The organism is Proteus mirabilis HI4320, assembly GCF_000069965.1.
GTDB lineage: Bacteria > Pseudomonadota > Gammaproteobacteria > Enterobacterales > Enterobacteriaceae > Proteus > Proteus mirabilis.
Window position 1 is genome coordinate 2,110,471 of record NC_010554.1, and the last position, 21,018, is coordinate 2,131,488.

Here is a 21,018-nt window from a genome sequence, read left to right on the forward strand (position 1 = left end):
ACTATTGTGATAAAGCGACAAACTAATACTAGCAAATACCAATATTATCGTTATTTTAATTTGCTAAAAAAAATGATGGCAGATGAAAATAAGAAAACTGTTGATAATTTATTTAATCTTCAGTTTTCTTTACTTATTACAAATAATGATATAAATGAGAAACAAATTAAAATATTATCTCGTTTATTATGCCGTGAAGCTGTAGACAGTTTATTGCAATCCACATGGTTTTTACGCAAAAAACATTGCTCAGTGCCATTAACTAAAGAAAATATTAATGCCGTAGTAAATTTGGCTGATAAATACCAATCTAATATATCAGATATTAATTGGAACGCTTTAAATGCAAAAATCAACATTGCTGATCATGCACGTTTTATTCAAGCTATCATAAAACCTATTTTTATTTGGTGGGTTGAACATATAACACCGCATATATTTACACTTTATGAGATAAAAAAAGAGCTCGAATATCAAATTAATCAATGTGAAAACATTAAATTATTTGAAGAAAAGGAACCATCAAATATAGCCTCTTCTTTTTTATCTTTAGAAGATATAAAAACAAAATTAGAAGCTGATAAAGCACGGTTCGTCGTGATAGATGATTTGTTGAAAAAGGATATTAAATTAGTTATAGAAGCTTGGGAAAAAGAGCCGGTATTCAATAAAAAAATAAATAATACATTAGAGTACTTACAAAATACACAACCGCATTCTGAGTTATTACAACCATTATGGGATATTTTAATCACTATTCCACAACACCCTGAAAATTGTAAAAAACTAAAACACTGGCTAGTAGAACACTCTTTATGTTTAATTAATGATGAATTTATGTGGCATGTATAAAATATCAGCTCTTCATTATTTATAGAAGAGCTGACAACGGTAATTTATTAAAGGGTGCTATTTGATAGCTAAAATTTCAATTGTCACTATAGACATCGATTCTGGAGGTACTTGCCCTGGGATACCATCTTTCCCATACCCGCCATCAGGTTTAATATAAATTTTAGCTTTGCCATTTAAGCCTGCTTTAGCAACAAAAGTATTAAGAGGCAGTGGAAGTTGACGGTATGGTAAAATTAACGGCTTAGCTTTGTCATAATTAAGTGTTACTGTACCATCGGTTAATTGTTCATGCATAGCGAAAACAACTGTTTTACCTGCAATTGAATCCACAGGTTTCCCTTGTTTTAGGATTTTAAAGTAAGTGTTATCATCGTATTGCACATAGTTCTGTTTTTGTATTTCCGACAGAATTGATTTATTTCGTTGGGCATTATCTTTACCGATAATTGAATAGGCATATGCAAGCTGACTTGCAATAATCTGCCCTTCTCCCATAGCTTTATCCAATTGCTGTTTTAATGTTTTATTCTCTTTTTGAACACTCGCACTTTCGCTATTTATTTTTTTAATTTCACTCTCTTTTTCTTTTAGTTGCTCACTTAATTTTAATTCTTTTTCTTCAAGTGTTTTCGTTAGCGCACGCTGAGCTTCAAGCTGCTTAGAGACTTCATTAAACTCTTTTTGAGAATTCGCTAAAACACTTTCTTGTTGCTTAAATTGAGCCGTCGATTCTACTTGCTGCTGTTTTAATGAAGCAATTAGTTGGTTACTTTCAGAATTTTGTTTTGCTAACTGATCTTTAGCTTGTGTTAATTGTGTCGTTAATTTATCAGTAAGCGATTGTTTTTCTGCTAGTTGTTTCTCTAATTGAGCATAAGCGTTATCGTTCGCTATTTTGCTCTCTTTAAGTTGCCCAATGGTGGTATTGTTCTCTTTAAATTGGGTATCCAATGCTTGATACTTATTGGCAAGATCTGCCTGAGCTTTCTCTAATTTAGCGATTACACCATTTTTTTCTGAAATCAAAGCATCAAAAGCTTTCTCACCCGTAGATAAACTTTTTTTCAGCTCAGCTAATTCATTAACCTTATTTTGTAACTCAAGCTTCAACGCTGGGATCTGTGTTAATTGATCATCTGCTTGTGCTTTTTGTTGTTGAAGAGTCACTAACGAATGATTTAACTGTTGTTGCTCTTGGTTTATTTTTTTTATGTGATCGTTAAGTTGAGCTATCTGTTGGCGTTGGGTATCAATTAACTGATTATTCTTAGCTAGAGTAGCTTCAAAAGAGGCTTTGTTTTTAGCTAATTGATTTTCTAAAGATTGGCGCACTGCTGATAAATTAGTTAAAGAATTTTGTAGTACCTCAATCTCTTTTTTAGCACTGTTATTTGTTAATAACCGTTGAGCCTGCCCATATTGTGATTGTAGCTGCTGTTTTTGTTGCTCAAGTTGAGCAACATGGGTAGTCAATTGATTTAATTTTTGTGCCTGAATATCAAAATCTTCTTGCTGTTTAGTTAATACTTTATTTTTTTCTGTCGCATCAAACAGCAACTGATCTTTTTCAGCTAATTGTGCAAGCAACGTATCCTGCTCTTTTTTAGACTGTGCTAATTCATTTTGTAACTTAGCCACAGACTGTTTTAGGCTATCATCATTAAGTAAATTATTCGCTACAGCCAGTTTATCTTGCGTTTTTGCCAATTCCGCTGTTAATTGTTGAACTTTTTCTTCTGCGGTTTGCAGTTTAGTTAAACTTTCAGTTAATAACGCGGCTTGTTCAGTAAATTTCTGATACAGACGTTGATATTTTTCGCGAGTATTTGCTAAACGATTTAATAGCTCTTTATTAAAGAGAGGTTGCTTATGGTCAAGCAAAGAACGTTTAAATTGATATAAAAAATGAAAAGGTATTTCAGTCACTGAATACACTGTATTTGGAATGAAATCTAATAAAGTATTATCAGTAGACTGATATGGCTGCCCTGGATAACGCTTACGCGTATAAAGCATTAGAGGATTATAGACCACGGATTTACTTTGATAATACCGATTCAAGTCCTCAGGGGTAAATTGCGGTTTAATCGGTACAAACGAAAGCAGTGGTGTTAAATAATGAGTGTAATCACTGTTTATTTTGTTGGTATTTGTAGATACCACAGAGCATTGTTCAGACAAAGTCACCTGAGGTACAGAGGGAGTCGCCACTACTGACCAATGCTCATTGCCTACCACGGTTTGATGTTCATTCCGTACAACAGGCTGTTTAGGCTGAATTTTTTGTTGTGGTTTTTGTGGTGGCTTTTCCTTTAATGTCACAGTGGAACGCACCGTTCCACTACGCTGATCGGGAGTAGATGAAGATGAAATTGTTGCAGAGGGTTCAGGCTTAATATCAACGGGCTGTTGTGCTTCTAAATAACGGTCAAAATCTTCAATGACAAAATTAAACTCATTATTAGCAAAAGACAGCGCCGGAAACATCATAAAAGCGAGACAAGCACTCTGCTTTAATTTCATAGTAATTATTCACCTAATTTCTTCAGTGTCGAATTCACAGACATAACCGAAAGATAGCGCACTTTAGCACATAGTACTTCGGTCTTAGATTCGATACTCATTTTTAATAATGCTAAGCTATCTTTACTAGCGGTATTTTCAACACTACGGTATAACGCATTAATTTCACTGATTTCCTTAAATTCATCCACCATAGATTTATACTCTGCTGGTGAAAATGTTTTTAAAGAATCAAGTTGCTTGATACATGCTGTTTGTGATGCCAGTTTTTGCTCCCCTACGTTCATCTGTTGATAATTATTATCAGCAGGTGAAGTTACCGTGGATTGCACCTGTGTTGGCACCACCTCCACAGGTTGGCTATCACCAGATAAAATGCTACATCCCGATAGTGTGAGAACAGTAACTGCCATAGACAGAGCTAAAACATTGTTTTTATTTTTCAATAAGGACATCATTTTTCCTTAATTCCGATCAGTCTAAATAAGAGCGTATGTAGTATCGCATTTTAAGCTATCTTATTATAATTTTCTATTGTCTATTGCGTACTAAGTCAATAACCTAGCGCATAAATGACAATAACGGCTCCTATCCTTTCATTTCATTATTTTTTCTTACAACATTGCATCCGTCACATTAAAATCATCATTAAATGAGTATCGGTATTTTTAATTGGAAAAATGTTGTCGTGTTAGAAGCAGTTATTTCTACACAATGAAGATAATAGCAGATAATCAGAAAAATAATAACATCTAATTTTATCATTTAATTACCTTTATAAGGTGTAAAATAATACTCTTTTAATGTGTTATAATTACTTTTATTTTGTTGCTGTTTTCTATTATCAGGATAAAATCAAAATATGAATATCAAAATAGTAATTGATATTCATTGTTATCCTTCAATATAGGAGAGTTAAGATGAGTCATTTTAACATTGGTGTTGTAGTCGGAAGCTTAAGAAAAGATTCCTATAATAAACAAACAGCAAAAGCATTAACCTCGCTATTTCCTCAAGAATTTACTTTTCAGTTCCTTGATATCGGTACTCTTCCTCTCTACAACCAAGATGATGACGACAAAACACCTGAAGCCGTTGTCGAGTTTAAGCAACAAATTAAGCAATGCCAAGGCATTATCTTCGTAACACCTGAATATAACCGCTCAATCCCTGGTGTGCTAAAAAATGCGTTAGATCAAGCCTCTCGCCCTTATGGTACTAATGCATGGGATAGTATTCCTGCTGGGATCATCGGTGTTTCAATCGGTAATATTAGTACTGCTATTGCACAACAGCACCTGCGTAATTCATTAGCATTTTTAAATATGCCAACCTTAAATCAACCAGAATGTTTTTTAAAATGGTATGATGGAATGGTAGAAAACGGTCAGTTTTCTGAAAAAACAGCAGGTTTTATGCAAAACTGGGTTAATAGCTATATTAACTTTGTAAAACATAATCAAAAATAGCTTAAAAATAGTCCTAAATAGATTTCACAGAGTGTAGTTTATAATAATTACACTCTGTTTTATTTTAAAGAGAGGGAAAGTAAAACTAACTTGCTAACCAATCGATAAAAATATAATTAACTATTAATTAGCAATATTTAAATAGCACCTCCTAATAATAACTAACTTTATTATAGCAAGTAACCCATGTATAAAAATGACATTTAATAATCTATTTAAAATAGTAAGTGGTAGGTATTTTTAGTCTATTAGTTAGCGCAATTTAAAAACCAATCAATAAAATCATTATGTTATTCTTTCTATCTAGCTCATAAAAACTAATAAATTAGATATTACTTTAGTTACCAAAACAAGGGGAAATAATTATTATCACTCATTTTACACATCTTGCTCCTATTAAACATATTGTGCGTTATATCTCTCAATAATCTCTTTCTATAATTGTGATATATAAAAAAATTACTTATATTAATAATCCATTAGATACTGACAGGTAAATCATGGATAACAACTTAAGAGAAATCGAATGCGAGCTCGCTGCTTTAAAAATAGTCACTAAATCTCTACTTTGTGCATTAAATGATAAGCAACGACGCGATATGTTAGGCAATATATCTTTAGTTATTGAAGATACTTCAAGCAGATATCCACATCACAATGAAGTTATAAATCTTACTGAGCAATATGTGAAAAAACTTATCCAAGCATAGACTCATTATATGATTTTAATGGTTTCCCCACCAATTTAACATCATAGGATGCACAATATTGCATCCTATGCTCTTCTTTTTACTAAAATAACGTTCACTCTTTTCTATTACTTAAGTCAAATATAACCTCTTACACTCTATCTTTATCCTCCAGTGATTAAGTTAATAAAATAGATCACTTTAGATAAAGCGCATCTGTAAAAGCGTTCTTTCTGTACTAATACATTTTTTACTTGGATTTACTTAAATAATTAATTAATATGCAAAATTATCGCATTGCTATCGTAATAGTTCCTCGGAAGAATATATGGAAAAAAAATTAGTTAACATAGAACATGAAGTTGCGGCATTAAAAGTGATTTTAAAATCACTATTACTTACATTAACAAATAAACAAAAGGAATCTGTTATATATGATATAAACAAAACCATTAGAAATGCTTATGCTGAACATCCACAATACCAAGACATAATAGAAAAAACCGAACAATACATAAAAAAGATACTCCAAAAATAGTTGTGATTTACATCACTATCAGTAAATAGCTATAACTATTTATATTGTTATTCATTATTTTTAGCTTTATATCTATAAATGCTGAGTTATTTTAATATGACATCATCAATGATTGATTGAGTTATAATATATGGCTATTATTTGCCATGTTATAAAAAAAACAACAACACAAAGAATTATTAAATTTATTAATAAATTACATACAGTTAAAATATAAAATCTATCAATGCAATATTTTTAGGTATTTGCTATCTATTTCTTGCTGATTTATCTATTTAATAAAATTCGCCAAATCCTGGATCACAGATAACCATATATTCAGAAAATGAAAATTGATAGACTTCAGGTGAGTTAAGTTTGGAGCGGGCGAAGGGAATCGAACCCTCGTATAGAGCTTGGGAAGCTCTCGTTCTACCATTGAACTACGCCCGCAGTAGATTTTCTGATTATACTCCAGCAAATTTTAACGGCAATCCCCTGCCTATTTAAATGGTTATCAAATAGACAATGTAGAGTGTAATCCCTTGAAATTTAGATATAAAAAAGCCATCTTGCGATGGCTATGAAATAGCTTTTATTGCATTGAAATAAATGGATTTATTTCTCATCGCGTCCACATATCGACCACACTAAATCATGCCCGGAAATTATCCGGGCATTTCATCAAATATCTAACATCTGTTGTCAATGCTTATTAAAATGTGGTTCTACTCATTCAATCAATGGAGGCTTTGAAATAAACTTATTTTAGGGACTTTACTTACCACAGTTCGTATCTCATCATTAGAAATTCTTAAGATTCTTCTGTTTATCGTTAGATAAGGAAAAAACATGGAATTTCTATTCATTGTATCTATTTTTTTATTTTTAATATCTGTCGTTTGCATAACTCTAGGCATGATAAAACCTAGCATCATCAAGTTAAAAAACCGCAAACAATCATTTATTGCTTTTCTTATTACCTTCGTCTTATCAATCATTGGGGTTCTTAATTTCGCTCCCGATACCCCTAACAACCAAATCACCGAAACACAAGAAACAATAACCGATTCTTTTGTATGTAGTAATAAAAATGCAATTTACCCTTCAATTTCTGCCATGATAGAAGATTTTAACGACTATCCATCAGATATGAATGGCTTTGAGCTTATTAGCGAAAACCCATTAAAAATTAGATTATCCGCTTTTGCTTTAGATAATGATTTTAGTGATGTTAAAGATAATTTAGCTAAACGAGCTCTTGTTTATGGCATATTCCGTACATTTATTAACACAAACAATGATAGTATCACTATCGTTTCTAATTTAGTTGATTACAACAATAGTTATAAAAAGCTAAAAGATAGTCCAGAATACACAGCTACAATTACCAAAGATCAAGCTCTAAAAATTACCCAGAAATATATTCCAATCAATTCATTGAATGACTTAATTGATGAAAACTGCTCATTCACAAAACAGTTTAATGAATTACGTTATGACGATAGCGGTAAAAAAGGTTTTGATAAATTCTTTAATGAATTAACGGCAAATAAATAAAACAACGCCCGGAATACTCCGGGCATTTTCCTCAAATCGCTAATGCCTGTTGGCAACACTTATCTACATGCGGCTCTACCCGTTCAATCAACTGAGGCTTTGAAATAAACCGCGTTACGGTTTCATGACTCACGAACGTCGCACCACAATTGATATTCTGGCACTGGTTATAACGTTCTTTGGTATCGGAAGATATTTGTTGACTACTACGGGTATGGGCGGCATGACCACAAACAGGACAAATCATCATAAACGGGTTACCTCTTTATGATGTGGAAATTACCTGTAATTATACACAGGCACTATTCCTTATCCATATCTATCTCACTGCTTTTAACTTCTAATTCTAACGAGGTGGTAAATCCGCTATTGTTCAAGGAATGACTCACCGTGACCAACGTCCAATAGGCCTCATCAATCTCAGGCTTAAATCCGCTAACCTTTACAGGTAATTCAGGAAAGAGATCCGCACGCCCTTTCGCAAGGGTAATACTAAAAGAGGCAACACCTCGCTGTATTTTTTCCCACGCGGCTTTCGCGGCACGTTCAGCATTGGTTTTACTCGCATAAGTATGAGACAACACCATCACATTACCTTCTTCACCGACAAGGTACTCCCCTTGTTTCTCCTCTTCTTTTTTCGGTTTATTGGTAGTGGGTTTTCTACGGCGAATTTGTGACTGTGTTTTTTCTTGCGGTTTACGGGTATTTAAATAATTGGCCGTCACACCAGTGTAAGCGCCCCTATCCACTAATGAAAAACGGTGTCCATCACCCACACTTCGGGTAATTTGTACTAGCGGTAATGCTTGACCACTGGCGGTGGTATTGCCCCCCTGCACCATAAACAGCAAATTGCCGTTTTTAACACAGGCGGTGGCACCGTTTAATTGCCCTAAGCGGGTTAAAAAACTGCCGTCTGACTCATTGGTCTGATCGATATGTTCAATTTTCACCGTATCAAGACCAGGATCAACCACCGCCGCGACATTATTGCGCCCTGCAATCGTTCTGACGATATCGCCTAATGTTTTTTGATGATACGACATTTCACGGCGCACATTCAGCGTTGCCCTAAAATCCGCACTACGGGCGCGCAATGTCATTTTATCGGGTACACCTGAATGCTCTATCTCATCAACCGTAAACGAGCCTTTATGAATAAGTCTTTCCCCCTGCCAACCGAGATGTAAAGTTAATACCTCACCGCGTTTTGGCATCATTAATGCGCCATCAGAATCATCTAACTCAATATCAAGCTGGTCAGCTTCAAAGCCCCGATTGTCCGTTAATGAAAGCGAAATTAATCGCCCTTGAATTTTGGCACTGATATCTTCATCACCAGCAATTAACACAAAGGCCGGTATGCTACTTTTACCGGTGATCATTTCTGGCAACATTATGATAAAACTCCTTTCATCGCTTCACCGGCACCATTGGCCATCATGCCTAATTGGTCGCTTAAATCTCCCAACATCTGACTGATAGAGTCATCCACCCGTTTTAATGTCAACGAGAAATCAATTTTTCTAGCGGCTCCATCTTGGAAAAATTCGGTGTGGGTGCGTTGTAAATCGGTGATCACAAACATACCGTGAATGGTGCCCGTACCATCAATAAACGACCACGCTTTACCGCTATCTGCCATTAACTCCAACGCTAACAATGAAACTTTACCACCCGTTAATGAGGGATAAAGCGCCCCTGATAAGGTGATCACATCGGTATCAGGGCCAATAAACTGTTGTGCCGGTCGGCGTGCGACACGTTGAGTAAAACCATGTCGCCACGTTTGTTGTTTTTGTAGGGATTGATAAGGTACGGTGCGTAACTCAAACACAAATACCCCAAGTGCTGCCATCATTACCACACCTCACTGTCTTGATAACGGCTATTTAATCGTGCTTGTTTTTCACGCTCACGGCGCTCAATTTCCGCGATAACAAGCTGGGCAATATCTTGCGCGGATTGGTTTGGTTGAGGATGAATATTAATTTCATAATGTGCCGGCGCGCCTTGATAACGTTGTTGTTGAATATTCACATTAGCCGGAGCAGGACGATAGTTTTCAACGGGCAAACTGTGTGGGTGCAACGGGGCATTTTGTGCCTGTAACGAAAAGGCGCTACCTAACGATAATGCGGCAGCCGCTAACATCGCAGTGTGTTTACGACTGGTGATATTCGCAGGGCCTTCGACAATTTCAGGGCCATTTTCTCCCGCAATACCAAATTTACCACGCGGGATATAACCGCCGGAATCATACATACCGGCAAAGTTGCTGTTGTACGAATCTAACGCAGACTGCATTTTCGGATCATTACTTTTCATAAACTCAGGGGTGAGTGCTTCTTTAGCGGCGGTTGCCAATTCCCCAATGCTATTTTTAAAGTCCGTCCATTTGTTTTTGATCCCCTGAATAATGGCATCAATCAGGTCACTACCAAACTGCAAAAATTTAGCCGGTAACGCTTTGGTGTCTTCGACAATCTCATTCCATTTTGTTGATATCGTGGTTTTTATCGTTTCCCACGTTTCTTGTACAGACTTAACAATATTATTCCAACCGTTTTTAAGTGTTGTTTTAATTCCCTCCCAAACATCTGAAATTTTAGTTTTTATCATCGTCCATGTTGTTTGGGTGTAGCTGACTATCGAATCCCAATGTTTAATAATGAGCCCAAGCGGTGTCCAATTAAAGAATATATACTTGATGGCCTCCCATGCACTCTTAATAGTATCTTTTAGCGCTTGCCATGCGATAGCAGTATATTTTTTAACGGTATCCCATACCTTGTAAACGTAGGGGCCAATGGTGTCCCAGTTTTTATAAATCAGATAAACAGCAGCCGCAATAGCGGCAATAACCAATAAAATAGGGTTAGCTAATATGGCTTTACCCAATCCTAAAAATGCACTACCTAATAATTTTATCGGTTTTAATAACAGTGTGAGGGCGTTACCGCCTTTAATGCCTAAAATTGACAAGCTTAATTTCGCGGCGGCTAATGGCCCTAACATTGCCGCAATGGATAACGAGAGAATACCCAGCGTGGTAATAATGCCCGCTATCGCTAAACCGATCATCGTCAGCGTCTTAGCCAATTCAGGGTTTTCTTTCATCCACACACCGACTTTAGAAATCACACGGGTAATACTTTGTGATATCTGGCGTAATGGGCTATCAATGCCGTCAAAAATTTGAATACCTAAATCTTCCCATGCGGATTGCAGGTTTTTCATATCTCCGCTTAAGTTATCCGTCATGGTGCCCGCGACTTTTTGCGCTTCACCTTTAGCTTGTTTTAAGTCAGCAACAAGAGTTTGCAACTCCCCTTTACCCGCTTGTTCGGCCAGTACCGATAACGCCGAAAAAGCTTCTTCACCCGCAATATGTTTAAAGAACCCCGCCCGTTGCGCATTACCCATCTTAGCGGTTTTCTTATCCAACTCAGCTAATAACTCAGGAAAGTCGCGTAAGTTCCCTTTAGCATCACGGGTTTTAATACCGAGTTCTTCTAATGCTTTGGCGGCCATTTTCGGCGGTTCAGCAAGACGCCCTAAGATAGCGCGTAATGAAGTACCCGCCATTGAGCCTTGAATACCCGCATCCCCTAACTTCCCCGTTGCGGCGGCTGCCGTTTCTAAATCAACCCCTAACCCTGACGCAACCGGAGCAACGTATTTCATGGTGTCGCCCAGCATGGTTAAACTGGTATTTGAACGAGTAAAGGCCCCGACCAACACATCACTCACTCGCCCCATTTGGTCAGAATCGAGCTTAAAGCCGGTTAAAATATTGGAGCCGATATCTGCCGTGGTACCTAAATCAATATCACCTGCTAATGACATTGCCAATGTTCCGGGCATAGCATTTTTAATTTGCTCAGGCTTAAAACCCGCCATTGCGTAGAATGCCTGACCTTGCGCCACTTGGTTGGCGGTAAATGCCGTGGTTGCACCTAGCTCTCGCGCTTGTTCACGCAACATCTTAAATTCATCGGAGTTTTTATCTAAGCGCGTTAATGCCTGCACCTTTGACATCCCGACATTAAACTCGTACCCCGGCATTAAGGTTTGTTTCGCGGAATACAACATACCCGCACCGGTTGCCGTCATGGTGGCACCAGTGCCCGCCATTTTATTTCGTACATCGAGCGTCTTTTGATACTGCGATTTAGCCGCTACCATGCGCCGCTCTTGTTCAGCACTGCGCCTTAATTGGTTTTCTTGCCGGCGGAGCTGTTGCGTAGTGCGTTCAATATCACCATTCAGTCGCCGTTGCGCTTGACCGAGTTGGTTTGTTGAAATGCCATTAGCTTGTAATGCTGAGCGCTGTCGCTGTACCGACTGCTGTAACTGCTCATACTTAGTTTTGAGCTGCCCCGCTTCCCGTTGCGCTTTTTTAAACGCCTCTAACTGTTTTTTTGTGGGATTTTCACTGTTGGCAATTTCTTTGGCGAGAGTGGCAACACGTTGTGTGGCGGATTGGTACGCTTGCTGTGTGGAGGTTAACTGCTGTTTAATCTTGCGAAAGCCGTCAATTTGTGAGGCTTGCTGATTAAGGGTTTTTAATGAGTCACGCGACTGGCGTACAGCGGACGCCAGTCGTTTATTACTTTCTTGCGCACTGCGAAACGGTGCGGTTAATTTATCAACCGCACTCAGTACAACTTGTAATTTTAAGTTATTACTCATCCTGTTGTCCGCTACGTTTCGCCGCTTGATAGCGCCATGACAATAATTCTGAAAGGCTCATTTTGCCGGTGTCTGCCGGTGACCAATGAAAAATGACGGCAATATCTGCCGCCAGTTCATCGGTGGTTAATTCGCTTGGGAATCGGGCATAACCGACTTCGGTAATAAAAAATTGACCACCTGCACACTTAGGTTTACCAAGTCGCCCGCGGCTAAAGACAGCACATCGTTTTTGGTTAGCGTTGGCATAGTGATGCGCGGTAGCACCTGCATCATGCTATCAACATCCATATCCATTAAAGGCTGTAAACGCACACCGCGTAATGCGCCTGAATTGGGTTTAAGCACGGTCACTTTGTCGATTTTGGTTTCACCACGCATAATCGGTTGTTCTAATGTCACTGTGGCTTGGTCACCATTGACAACAACCCATTCAATTTGCCCTTGGTTTTGTTCTTCGATTGGCTTTTTCATGTTCTCTTTCCGAATTTAATTAAAGCCCTAGCGCGTCACGCTGTGCTTGTAACAGGTCTTTACCGTCCACTTTTTCCACCATATTGACGATATCAATTTCAATGATTTCTTGGCCGTCCATCACTAACTTGTAGTAAGTGGGTTTTACGGTAACTTTGGTTTGTGTGTTGTCGCCTGATTTCCAGTTACCCGGATCGATTTCGCTATAACGGCCACGCAGAACCACCTCTACAGCAAGCACTTCCCCCGTATCATCACGCTGATAAGCACCACAAAAACGCAGTTGTACGGCATCAATGGTTGAGGCACCCCATTGGCGGTAAACGTCGATATCAGCACCACCGAGAGTAAACTCACTATCAAGCGCGCCGTCATCAAGACCCATATCAATTTGCACCGAACCATTCATACCGCCCCCGCGATAGGCTTCTAACTTTCGGGTGATTTTGGGTAATGTGAGTTCTTCCGCAACGCCCACATAATTGGTGCCATTCATAAATAAATTAAAATTCTTTAGCTTGCGTGGTAACGCCATGATTTACCCCTTAATTTTGTTACCGAAGTCCATCAGGTATTTATCGGTAATACGCTGACGTAACATCAGATTTTCCATTGGTGGCACGGGTGTATAGTCATAATCCAGTGTGAGTTTGCCGTCTTTGAGTGCTTCTTTGCTATTTGATGTTGGGTCATACCAACATTCACCGCCTAACAAGTAGCCCTGACTGACCAGTGAACGTAATTTTGCATTGATGGTTTCAACGATATCCCGCGCTAAAGATGGCGTTAACGGTTTATCAATTGCCCACATCTGCCCTTCCGCCATGGTGTCAGCGAGGACTTGCGCGCTACGGGTATAAGATTCAAAGGCAAACAGCGGATCATCCGAACAGGTACGCGAACCCCAAAAACGAAAACCATCACGACGAATAAGCGTAGTCACCCCTTTTTCATTCAGTAAGCCGGCATCTGTCGCGGGATCTTGTAAATCCCAATAGATATCTTTAGAAATGCCCGTGACACCGTTAACGGTGATATTTGATAGGGTTTTATGCCAACCGATATCATTGTCTAACTTGGCACGCAGACCTAACGCACGCGCCGTGGCGTAAGCGGTTGATTCGCTGTTGGTGGTGCTATCCCATGAGGTAAAATCAGGAAAAATGACCATTAATTCACGCTGACCAAAGTTGTCACGGTACTTGATTGCTTCGCTGATATTTTTACAGTCGTAAGCAGACACATAACCAAAGGCGCGGAGCTTTTGACAAATCACCGCAATCTCATTGGCAACCGCTAACGTGTCATGACCGGGCACACCAATAATACGAGGTTTAATGCCGTGTTGGGCTTGTGATGCTAACAGTGCTTGTAACCCTGTTTTTAGCCCTTCTTCGGTAGTACCACCGATAATATTAGTGGTGGTTTCTGCCTCTTCTTCACCTTGTGCAACACGTACTACAATAGTGATGGGTTTAGCCTGATCTGCAATCGCTTTTAACGTGCTGGCTAAAGTACCGGTTTTCCCTGCTTTACCGATACCCTGTGATACATCGGTCAATAAGACGGGCTTGTTTAAAGGAAAGGCTTTTTCGTCCGCATCATCAGCGGTGCAAACTACGCCAACAATAGCGGTGCTGATAGTGCGAATGGGGCGGGTGCCTTCGTTAATTTCAATAACGCGCACACCGTGATGATAATCTTGTGCCATGCTCACGGACTCCTATAACTGTGTCCGTGTAGCATGAAAAATTAGCGATTAAATTGCACGAAAGCGGGATTGTTTGAGGAGCTGTACAAGTGAATAATATCAGTCTAATACATAGACACCTCTAGCACTACCATAAGTACTATCAGTCATTTTCAGCTTTTTCCCATCACTTGATACTTGAAGTTCCCAGAAGGCAGCAGCATGGACTGATACTGCAAATTTTATATTTGGTATAGGAGGGACTAAAAATCCTACATATGCTTCATTCGTGTATCTCTGGATAAATACATATTTACCTAAAATATTTTCACTTAACGTTATCTCAACAACCGCGGATTCACCATTAAAATCCCCTACCTTTCGCCATTGGCGCTCAGTGCCTTTCCTATCATATCGATTATCTCCCTGTGCTTGTGTTAATGCCCCAACATCACCCGCCGTTAAACGAATATCAGCACTTAGTGACTTACCATTTACTTTACGCGTGTTAGGTACCCGCCCATTGGCATTATTGTTAGCATTGTTTGCGGCAGTCTTTGCCTCATTCACTTGTGCCGGTGTTGCAGCACCCACATCACCCGCAGTTAAACTAATATCAGCACTTAATGGTTTGCCATTCACTTTACGCGTGTTAGGCACTCGCCCATTAGCATTAGTGTTGGCATTATTTGCGGCAGTTTGTGCTGTGTTAGCTTTACTCACTGCATCGTTAGCGGTTTTCTGTGCGGCATCCGCTTTGCTCACTCCACTGTTTGCTGTGGCCTGTGCATTAGATGCGGCGGTCTTGGCTTCATTCACTTGTGCCGGCGTTGCAGCACCTACATCACCGGCAGTTAAACTAATATCAGCGCTTAATGGTTTGTTGTTAATTTTACGGGTGCTAGGTACACGACCATTAGCATTAGTATTGGCATTATTTGCGGCAGTTTGCGCGGCGTTAGCTTTGCTTACTGCATCGTTAGCGGTTTTCTGTGCGGTATCTGCTTTGCTCACACCACTGTTTGCTGTGGCCTGTGCATTAGATGCGGCTGTCTTGGCTTCATTCACCTGTGCCGGTGTTGCAGCACCTACATCACTCGCCGTTAAGGTAATATCGGTACTCAGTGGTTTATTATTAACTTTACGGGTACTAGGTACGCGGCTATTGGCGTTTGTGTTAGCGGCATCCGCTGATTTTTGTACCTTACTTAATCCCGTGCTTAATTCGGCTTTGGTAGCATAAAGCTTAGCGACTTCCGCTAATGTCTGTTTTGATGCACTTTCAATCGCATCATTGACAAACTCACGGGTCGCCAATATCACCGAGGGGTCAACCTTCAACTCGACTGACTCGGTATGACTAACGGTTAATATCATGCGGATAGTCTGCGTTCGTCCGCTTCCCTCTTGTAATTGTGGCTTATAGGTTTCAGGGCAATTACCCACGGCAACTAAACTGCCTTCATCATCAAATAAACCAATCTCACGTATCCAGTAACCGCCCTCATTTTCAGGGATCACTTGTTCAGCAATTATCTGACTGTCGTTTTTTGGATCAACAAATAAGGTATTTAATCCCGCGCGACGTTTTTCGCCTACGAGTTTAGTTTGTTGTGTATCGGGTGTGGGCAACATTCCGCCACCGTCACCCACGGCCATTTGGGTAATTTTTAAGGTGGTGCCTAGTGCCGTGGCTTTTGCCAATTTATTGGCACCAATCACCGTTAATAAGGCAAAAAACTTAGCGCTCATGTGCGACCTCAACTTTATCAATAATGTGTACTCCGACCGCCGTTAATGGCGCACCAGACACGGTAATTTCTTCTGCAAAATAGGGGTAAACCGTTAACTCATCACCGCTAAAGGTGGCGGCAGAAAGGTAAAATTCACCTTGCGAATCAAGGTTGATAGATAACCCTAAGAGATGCCGACTAACAGGGCGTGCATCGGCAATCAAACGCTCCAATTCGTCATAAATCTCTTGGCTAATACCGTTTTCCTGCACGCCCACATCAAGGCGAAATGTGCCCGGCGGATCGTCGGTTTGCCACCACTCAGTGACTTTGATGATGTAACCGAGTGGCTCAACCACACGCTTAAGTGCGCCAATGGTACCCTTGTGGCGATGAATAAACATCGAATCCCGTACTACTTGACGCTTAACAGGCTCCGACCAATTTTCATCCCATCGATCTACTGACCAAGCCCATGCCAGATATGGCAATAACTCAATGGGGCATGTGCTGGCGTTCCATAATTGGCGTAAAGGCACGGGCAAGGTTTGCAAGGATTGACAGGCAATGGCGGCGGCTTTTTCTAATGGGCTACTGCCTGACGGTAATAAACTATTCATCCGAGCCACCAATGGTTAAGGTGCTTTGTGTGCAATACGAAGCTTGTGTTTTATCAAGCACTACATCTTTAGTGGGTTGTTTTAACTCCACACGTTGCACACCTTCCACATGCAATGCGGCATAAATCGCTGACAGACGAATATCACGCCCTAAGCGGTGTTGCTCTGTGATGTATTGCGTCAGACGTTGATTTGCTTCTTTGCGTATCGGCTCCGACTCAGGCCCCGGAAATAAAAACAACGTGGCATCAATTTGATAAGGGATAATTTGGGCGGATTGCACTTTGATGCGATCAGCAACTGGTCGCACATCTTCATCGTTTAACGCGTGCTCAACAATGCGCAGTAATTCTTCCGATGCGGTGCCGTCACCCTCACGAGATAACACCGAGATAGTGACATTTGCCGGCGTTGGGCTGATCACGGACACATCGGACACTCGACCATCGGCACTACGGGCATGAAATTCATAACTACCCACCGGCCCCGCAACACTTAGCCCCTCAAACGCGGCGGGAATGCGTAAACGCAAATCATCGTCAGACTCTAAAATCGCCGGTGTAGGCGGAATAGTGTTGTTATTGGCAGGGCGTAACACTAAACGCGATAAATTATAATTCGCCGCTAACTGATCTAAATCCGCCCCTTTTGCATACGCCACCATCACCGCGCGGGCAGACTCATTGATACGCTGGCGCAATAACAACTCACGATAGACGTTTTCTTCTAACAACTTGGTCAGTGGTTCAGACTCTAACGATAACGTGTTAGCAATCGCATCACGTAAATGCGGTGGCATCGCAGCAATCAATGCCGTTTTGCGTTCGCGTAATAATTGTTCTGCATCTAACGACTCAATCACATCGGGCGGTGTTAATTGGCTTAAGTTAATCGTAGGCATGTTATGTCACCGGTAGAGAGAAATTAATCGGTTGTTGGTTATGGGCGTAATAGCCGGTGATATCGACAATCACCTGTTCGTGTTGGCTATGAATATCAATGGCCGTCATCACAATACGTGGCTCCCAACGATAAACTGCGGTGTAACACGCTGACATTAATTGCAATCGCATCTTGGCGTTAACTGGGCCATCAATTAAATCGGCCAGCAAACTACCATATTCACGGCGCATCAATCGGCTACCAATGGGGGTATTAAAAATATCTTTAATAGACTGGCGAACGTGCTCAATATCGGTAATATGTTCACCGGTTTGTGCATTCATGCCGAGATAGTTCATTGCGGTTGCCCCGTATTACCATCACCGGTACGCACACCACTGTGGGTATGGGTTGAAACCACCACGCCATTAGAGGACATTTTCCCACCAACATGGGTAATATCACCGGTCATAGTGCCGCCTTTTTGCACCGTCAGTGATCCCGTAGTTAAGTTGTTGGTACAAATAACGGTAGGGGTATCTAAGGTGATTTTGCTTGTCGCGACACACGTAATGTCAGGTGACGTGACTTTGACCGACTCGCGGGCTTCAATCACGGCAGTTTTAATTCCCGTAACGGTTAGCGCCCCTGTTGCCGGCTCATATTCAATTACTGCCCCGTCTTTATACTCATGACGATGCGCGGTTAATGAGGTTGACGGCTCTGAAAAATCATCACTAAATATCGCCGGCAACACAAACGAGGTAGTTAAATCGCCACCGATTGATAGCAATAACACTTGTTCGCCAACATTGGGCGCCCACCATGAGCGCGAGTTACCAGCACGTGCAGTCAGCCACGGGCGCCAGTCGGTTTCATTGTCGCCCGTTTTAACTCGACACCCTTTTTCCGCACTGACATCAATCACAACGCCAGTACGGATCAAGTTTTGTATTTTTCGGATAAGCTCTGCGATATTCATACCCGCAATGTGCAACGGGAAATAAAAAAACGCACGGGATTGGGATTGTTTCAAAGACAGGACAATTAACGGGAAAGAAATTCCAGTAATTGATTTTCAATATGTTTGATATCCGCCGGTGAAAAGCCTAATAGCTTTCTTTCAGGATATTGAATTTCTAATGACTTACCTCGCACACGCTCTTTTAAACCGTAATGATGCACGGCAGCAATGCCCGCGACTTGCGGAGCAAAAGAAAGCGTGACACCTTTATCATTGGCCGACATACGCAAATAACGGGCAGTGGCTAAACGCTTAAACATGCGAGTCTGTTTATTGGGCTTTGCGGTGCTGATTTTGTCTTTTTTCACCTCAATAAAACGCAAAATATCGCGCTTATAAAAACTACGTTCGGCTTTCTTTTCCAAGTCGTAACCGGTGATCACCTCACCTTTTTTTGTTTTGCGTAATCGCCAATTTTTTAAACTGCGAGCCTGTCCTTTCCAGACAAATTTCATTCCTCGCAACACGGTAACCGTTGATGCTTTACGTTTGGTGAATGCGGTTCCATCGGGATTTTTTTGCGCGCGAATACGTTGCAAATTGCTTTTGCGTAAATCACGGGCAATTTCACGGGCTAATTTTTTACGTTCATTGGGTGACGCTTTTGCCAACATAGCGGCTAATGCTTGGGTTAACGGGCTGAAATCATCAGCGTTCATGAGCCACACTCTCCCAACTCTCAAACGGATCAGCCGGCTCTTCAATGGCACCAACAACCAATTTATCCGCTTGCACATTAACGAGGACACGCTCAGTCAACTTTAAATCAATGCTAATACTGGCGGTCTGGTTGCTATCAATAAAGGCATCAAAGGTAAAATGACTTTGGCGTTTATCGGGATTAAGGAAAATATCAGGTTGATGTTGTTCAATCCAACCAATGATCACCGCCATTAACACATCTTGGTCACCTGGATAATCATCAATAATAATATTGAGATTGTATTGATACTCATAAGATTGACTGCTTGCACCCGTTGCCACAATCGCCCCGCCGTCAATAAAGGTGTAGAGCCTATCGGGGTTATCCCCTAAATAGCTTACCTTTTTAATTAATGCATCACGCAGGTTTGCAGGCTTTTTCATGGTTTAACTCATTGATGTATTGCAATAATCGGTTTATATAATCAATCAAATATTCTGTTTGTGCCTTATTCTCCGCCATCATTTCGAGGAGACGTAAATAATCTTGTTGAGCTGTTTCGGTAAGTCGTGCGGAGGTTGCATTACCCATGCCGGCGGTGGCGGTGGTGTGATTATCGGGGTTGGGGCAATCGGCTTTGATGTACACCCGTTTAGTATTATTGCGCAACTCATCATTAAGCCGGCTAATATCATTTTTTGCATCGGTTAACGCCTTTGTGTGTTGTTTATCCAATTCTGATAAGCGGGCAAGTTCTTCCTGATAATGTTCAATGGCGTCTTGATGACTGATAACACTTTTCTTAAGGGCGAGATTATCACCCTTAAGCTGGCTATTCTCAGTGAGCAAAGCATCAAACTTAAATATCAGTAGCAAGCCCATCACACCCGCCACAATAATCAGCAGTACGTTCCTTTTCATCGTGGGATCTCAATATGAGGATAATCAGGAAAGCGGGTTTCAACGGGTAAACTGGGATCACTTTTCCAGTTTTTACCAAAACGTAATGTTACCCCTTCTTCATCTGCCGCTTGCTTAAATGCCATTAAAACCGGCTCAAAAAAATGCGGGTGCCATTCCATCCCTGGTTTAATCGCAGAAGGCAAAATATCAATGGCATCGCCTGTTAAATGACGGCTGTTTAATGTTTTTGAAACGCCTTTTTTCACATTTTCTTTTTGCTTTTTAAGTGTGCGAACACCTTCAATCACTGCAAAGTCCGCCGTAGAAATGTCTAACGCACGATAAGCAATTTTCACTAATAGCGGATTAACGCCACTAAGATTATTTTTACTGCGCTGGCTAAAGATAAATTTATTCACCAGAGACCTTCCTTAAGAATCTTTTTTCTAACGCACTGACCAATGCAGCACCAGACCAGCCCGCCATACCGGCAATAGCGCCGGCAATTTCAGGTTGCCACTGGTAATAACTTGCACCGAATAAAATCAATGCCCCTGAAAACATAGAGACAACAATTTGTGCAAATAAGATGGCAAAGCGGAACGGTTCCCCTTTCACTATTTTATTGGCATAACTGGCAATACCACCAAAAACCGCCATACCGGCAATTAATAAGGCAGTAAACCAATTCATATTATTTGGATCTTTATAGGGCATCTTCTTCATACCTTCCCCCTT

General features: G+C 40.5%; 25 protein-coding genes and 1 tRNA gene. 5 read left to right on the plus strand and 21 right to left on the minus strand.

Annotated elements, in window-relative coordinates; all coding sequences use genetic code 11:
* Positions 1 to 6: 6 nt before the first annotated feature.
* Positions 7 to 852: a T3SS regulon anti-activator ExsD domain-containing protein gene (locus tag PMI_RS09675; RefSeq protein WP_012368175.1), complete on the plus strand. Its 846-nt coding sequence runs from the start codon at positions 7 to 9 to the stop codon at positions 850 to 852.
* Positions 853 to 909: 57 nt separating this feature from the next.
* On the opposite strand, the gene PMI_RS09680 is transcribed toward PMI_RS09675, so the two are convergent.
* Entirely contained in the window at positions 910 to 3,378 is a 2,469-nt protein-coding gene (locus tag PMI_RS09680; RefSeq protein ID WP_012368176.1) for a sugar transporter, read from the minus strand.
* Between the two features lie 5 nt (positions 3,379 to 3,383).
* Positions 3,384 to 3,836, minus strand: coding sequence for a YuaE family lipoprotein (locus PMI_RS09685; RefSeq protein WP_004244003.1), 453 nt, complete (start codon positions 3,834 to 3,836; stop codon positions 3,384 to 3,386).
* A 462-nt stretch (positions 3,837 to 4,298) separates the two neighbouring features.
* On the opposite strand from PMI_RS09685, the gene PMI_RS09690 reads away from it, so the two are divergent.
* The 3 genes from PMI_RS09690 (at position 4,299) to PMI_RS09700 (ending at position 6,074) form a co-directional block, all read left to right on the plus strand.
* The gene (locus PMI_RS09690) at positions 4,299 to 4,847 is read left to right on the plus strand and encodes an NADPH-dependent FMN reductase (protein ID WP_004244004.1); all 549 of its coding nucleotides are present in this window, start codon (positions 4,299 to 4,301) and stop codon (positions 4,845 to 4,847) included.
* Between the two features lie 500 nt (positions 4,848 to 5,347).
* Entirely contained in the window at positions 5,348 to 5,557 is a 210-nt protein-coding gene (locus PMI_RS09695; protein ID WP_004244005.1) for a hypothetical protein, read from the plus strand.
* A gap of 307 nt (positions 5,558 to 5,864) precedes the next feature.
* Positions 5,865 to 6,074: a sigma-S stabilization anti-adapter protein IraP gene (locus tag PMI_RS09700; protein ID WP_004244007.1), complete on the plus strand. Its 210-nt coding sequence runs from the start codon at positions 5,865 to 5,867 to the stop codon at positions 6,072 to 6,074.
* A 358-nt stretch (positions 6,075 to 6,432) separates the two neighbouring features.
* Here PMI_RS09700 and PMI_RS09705 read toward each other — a convergent pair.
* Positions 6,433 to 6,506, minus strand: a tRNA-Gly gene (locus PMI_RS09705).
* Positions 6,507 to 6,905: 399 nt separating this feature from the next.
* Between PMI_RS09705 and PMI_RS09710 the strand changes: the two genes are divergently transcribed.
* Positions 6,906 to 7,613, plus strand: coding sequence for a hypothetical protein (locus PMI_RS09710; protein ID WP_012368177.1), 708 nt, complete (start codon positions 6,906 to 6,908; stop codon positions 7,611 to 7,613).
* 31 nt (positions 7,614 to 7,644) lie between these two features.
* Here PMI_RS09710 and PMI_RS09715 read toward each other — a convergent pair whose 3' ends face one another.
* The 18 genes from PMI_RS09715 to PMI_RS09795 all read right to left on the minus strand — a co-directional run bounded on the left by PMI_RS09715 (position 7,645) and on the right by PMI_RS09795 (position 21,006).
* A complete protein-coding gene (locus PMI_RS09715; protein WP_012368178.1) occupies positions 7,645 to 7,863 on the minus strand; it encodes an ogr/Delta-like zinc finger family protein in 219 nt (72 codons plus the stop codon).
* Between the two features lie 52 nt (positions 7,864 to 7,915).
* Positions 7,916 to 9,013 (minus strand): phage late control D family protein, encoded by a 1,098-nt coding sequence (locus PMI_RS09720; RefSeq protein WP_012368179.1) that lies wholly within the window; start codon positions 9,011 to 9,013, stop codon positions 7,916 to 7,918.
* Positions 9,013 to 9,477 carry a phage tail protein gene (locus tag PMI_RS09725; protein WP_036907694.1) on the minus strand — a complete coding sequence of 155 codons (465 nt, stop codon included), beginning with the start codon at positions 9,475 to 9,477 and terminating at the stop codon, positions 9,013 to 9,015. Before PMI_RS09725 ends, PMI_RS09720 begins: the two co-directional genes overlap by 1 nt.
* On the minus strand, positions 9,477 to 12,311 hold the full coding sequence (locus tag PMI_RS09730) for a phage tail tape measure protein (protein ID WP_012368181.1): 2,835 nt from the start codon (positions 12,309 to 12,311) through the stop codon (positions 9,477 to 9,479). The genes PMI_RS09725 and PMI_RS09730 overlap by 1 nt, the downstream gene beginning before the upstream one ends.
* The gene (locus tag PMI_RS19820; protein ID WP_072070684.1) at positions 12,304 to 12,477 is read right to left on the minus strand and encodes a GpE family phage tail protein; all 174 of its coding nucleotides are present in this window, start codon (positions 12,475 to 12,477) and stop codon (positions 12,304 to 12,306) included. Before PMI_RS19820 ends, PMI_RS09730 begins: the two co-directional genes overlap by 8 nt.
* Positions 12,438 to 12,785: a phage tail assembly protein gene (locus tag PMI_RS09735; protein ID WP_012368182.1), complete on the minus strand. Its 348-nt coding sequence runs from the start codon at positions 12,783 to 12,785 to the stop codon at positions 12,438 to 12,440. The genes PMI_RS19820 and PMI_RS09735 overlap by 40 nt, the downstream gene beginning before the upstream one ends.
* Positions 12,786 to 12,804: 19 nt before the next feature.
* Positions 12,805 to 13,320: a phage major tail tube protein gene (locus tag PMI_RS09740; RefSeq protein ID WP_012368183.1), complete on the minus strand. Its 516-nt coding sequence runs from the start codon at positions 13,318 to 13,320 to the stop codon at positions 12,805 to 12,807.
* 3 nt (positions 13,321 to 13,323) lie between these two features.
* The gene (locus tag PMI_RS09745) at positions 13,324 to 14,496 is read right to left on the minus strand and encodes a phage tail sheath protein (protein WP_012368184.1); all 1,173 of its coding nucleotides are present in this window, start codon (positions 14,494 to 14,496) and stop codon (positions 13,324 to 13,326) included.
* 99 nt (positions 14,497 to 14,595) lie between these two features.
* Positions 14,596 to 16,227 (minus strand): phage tail-collar fiber domain-containing protein, encoded by a 1,632-nt coding sequence (locus PMI_RS09750; RefSeq protein WP_012368185.1) that lies wholly within the window; start codon positions 16,225 to 16,227, stop codon positions 14,596 to 14,598.
* Positions 16,217 to 16,828, minus strand: coding sequence for a phage tail protein I (locus PMI_RS09755; protein WP_012368186.1), 612 nt, complete (start codon positions 16,826 to 16,828; stop codon positions 16,217 to 16,219). The genes PMI_RS09750 and PMI_RS09755 overlap by 11 nt, the downstream gene beginning before the upstream one ends.
* Positions 16,821 to 17,729, minus strand: coding sequence for a baseplate assembly protein (locus PMI_RS09760; RefSeq protein ID WP_012368187.1), 909 nt, complete (start codon positions 17,727 to 17,729; stop codon positions 16,821 to 16,823). The genes PMI_RS09755 and PMI_RS09760 overlap by 8 nt, the downstream gene beginning before the upstream one ends.
* Before the next feature lies 1 nt (position 17,730).
* Complete coding sequence (locus PMI_RS09765; RefSeq protein ID WP_012368188.1) at positions 17,731 to 18,069, minus strand: GPW/gp25 family protein; 339 nt, start codon at positions 18,067 to 18,069, stop codon at positions 17,731 to 17,733.
* On the minus strand, positions 18,066 to 18,692 hold the full coding sequence (locus PMI_RS09770; RefSeq protein ID WP_012368189.1) for a phage baseplate assembly protein V: 627 nt from the start codon (positions 18,690 to 18,692) through the stop codon (positions 18,066 to 18,068). The genes PMI_RS09765 and PMI_RS09770 overlap by 4 nt, the downstream gene beginning before the upstream one ends.
* Before the next feature lie 65 nt (positions 18,693 to 18,757).
* Complete coding sequence (locus PMI_RS09775) at positions 18,758 to 19,393, minus strand: phage virion morphogenesis protein (RefSeq protein WP_012368190.1); 636 nt, start codon at positions 19,391 to 19,393, stop codon at positions 18,758 to 18,760.
* Positions 19,383 to 19,820 carry a phage tail protein gene (locus PMI_RS09780; protein WP_012368191.1) on the minus strand — a complete coding sequence of 146 codons (438 nt, stop codon included), beginning with the start codon at positions 19,818 to 19,820 and terminating at the stop codon, positions 19,383 to 19,385. Before PMI_RS09780 ends, PMI_RS09775 begins: the two co-directional genes overlap by 11 nt.
* Positions 19,795 to 20,298: a lysis protein gene (locus PMI_RS09785; RefSeq protein ID WP_012368192.1), complete on the minus strand. Its 504-nt coding sequence runs from the start codon at positions 20,296 to 20,298 to the stop codon at positions 19,795 to 19,797. Before PMI_RS09785 ends, PMI_RS09780 begins: the two co-directional genes overlap by 26 nt.
* Entirely contained in the window at positions 20,295 to 20,699 is a 405-nt protein-coding gene (locus PMI_RS09790) for a M15 family metallopeptidase (RefSeq protein ID WP_012368193.1), read from the minus strand. Before PMI_RS09790 ends, PMI_RS09785 begins: the two co-directional genes overlap by 4 nt.
* Positions 20,692 to 21,006, minus strand: a complete 315-nt coding sequence (locus PMI_RS09795) for a phage holin family protein (RefSeq protein WP_012368194.1) — start codon at positions 21,004 to 21,006, stop codon at positions 20,692 to 20,694. Before PMI_RS09795 ends, PMI_RS09790 begins: the two co-directional genes overlap by 8 nt.
* Positions 21,007 to 21,018 lie beyond the last annotated feature (12 nt).

Excerpts from the sequence above, each read along its gene's own strand:
- PMI_RS09680 (WP_012368176.1), bottom strand. The coding sequence starts at position 3,378 with ATGAAATTAAAGCAGAGTGCTTGTCTCGCTTTTATGATGTTTCCGGCG.
- PMI_RS09685 (WP_004244003.1), bottom strand. The coding sequence starts at position 3,836 with ATGATGTCCTTATTGAAAAATAAAAACAATGTTTTAGCTCTGTCTATG.
- PMI_RS09690 (WP_004244004.1), top strand. The coding sequence starts at position 4,299 with ATGAGTCATTTTAACATTGGTGTTGTAGTCGGAAGCTTAAGAAAAGAT.
- PMI_RS09695 (WP_004244005.1), top strand. The coding sequence starts at position 5,348 with ATGGATAACAACTTAAGAGAAATCGAATGCGAGCTCGCTGCTTTAAAA.
- PMI_RS09700 (WP_004244007.1), top strand. The coding sequence starts at position 5,865 with ATGGAAAAAAAATTAGTTAACATAGAACATGAAGTTGCGGCATTAAAA.
- PMI_RS09710 (WP_012368177.1), top strand. The coding sequence starts at position 6,906 with ATGGAATTTCTATTCATTGTATCTATTTTTTTATTTTTAATATCTGTC.
- PMI_RS09715 (WP_012368178.1), bottom strand. The coding sequence starts at position 7,863 with ATGATGATTTGTCCTGTTTGTGGTCATGCCGCCCATACCCGTAGTAGT.
- PMI_RS09720 (WP_012368179.1), bottom strand. The coding sequence starts at position 9,013 with ATGTTGCCAGAAATGATCACCGGTAAAAGTAGCATACCGGCCTTTGTG.
- PMI_RS09725 (WP_036907694.1), bottom strand. The coding sequence starts at position 9,477 with ATGATGGCAGCACTTGGGGTATTTGTGTTTGAGTTACGCACCGTACCT.
- PMI_RS09730 (WP_012368181.1), bottom strand. The coding sequence starts at position 12,311 with ATGAGTAATAACTTAAAATTACAAGTTGTACTGAGTGCGGTTGATAAA.
- PMI_RS09735 (WP_012368182.1), bottom strand. The coding sequence starts at position 12,785 with ATGAAAAAGCCAATCGAAGAACAAAACCAAGGGCAAATTGAATGGGTT.
- PMI_RS09740 (WP_012368183.1), bottom strand. The coding sequence starts at position 13,320 with ATGGCGTTACCACGCAAGCTAAAGAATTTTAATTTATTTATGAATGGC.
- PMI_RS09745 (WP_012368184.1), bottom strand. The coding sequence starts at position 14,496 with ATGGCACAAGATTATCATCACGGTGTGCGCGTTATTGAAATTAACGAA.
- PMI_RS09750 (WP_012368185.1), bottom strand. The coding sequence starts at position 16,227 with ATGAGCGCTAAGTTTTTTGCCTTATTAACGGTGATTGGTGCCAATAAA.
- PMI_RS09755 (WP_012368186.1), bottom strand. The coding sequence starts at position 16,828 with ATGAATAGTTTATTACCGTCAGGCAGTAGCCCATTAGAAAAAGCCGCC.
- PMI_RS09760 (WP_012368187.1), bottom strand. The coding sequence starts at position 17,729 with ATGCCTACGATTAACTTAAGCCAATTAACACCGCCCGATGTGATTGAG.
- PMI_RS09765 (WP_012368188.1), bottom strand. The coding sequence starts at position 18,069 with ATGAACTATCTCGGCATGAATGCACAAACCGGTGAACATATTACCGAT.
- PMI_RS09770 (WP_012368189.1), bottom strand. The coding sequence starts at position 18,692 with ATGAATATCGCAGAGCTTATCCGAAAAATACAAAACTTGATCCGTACT.
- PMI_RS09775 (WP_012368190.1), bottom strand. The coding sequence starts at position 19,393 with ATGAACGCTGATGATTTCAGCCCGTTAACCCAAGCATTAGCCGCTATG.
- PMI_RS09780 (WP_012368191.1), bottom strand. The coding sequence starts at position 19,820 with ATGAAAAAGCCTGCAAACCTGCGTGATGCATTAATTAAAAAGGTAAGC.
- PMI_RS09785 (WP_012368192.1), bottom strand. The coding sequence starts at position 20,298 with ATGAAAAGGAACGTACTGCTGATTATTGTGGCGGGTGTGATGGGCTTG.
- PMI_RS09795 (WP_012368194.1), bottom strand. The coding sequence starts at position 21,006 with ATGAAGAAGATGCCCTATAAAGATCCAAATAATATGAATTGGTTTACT.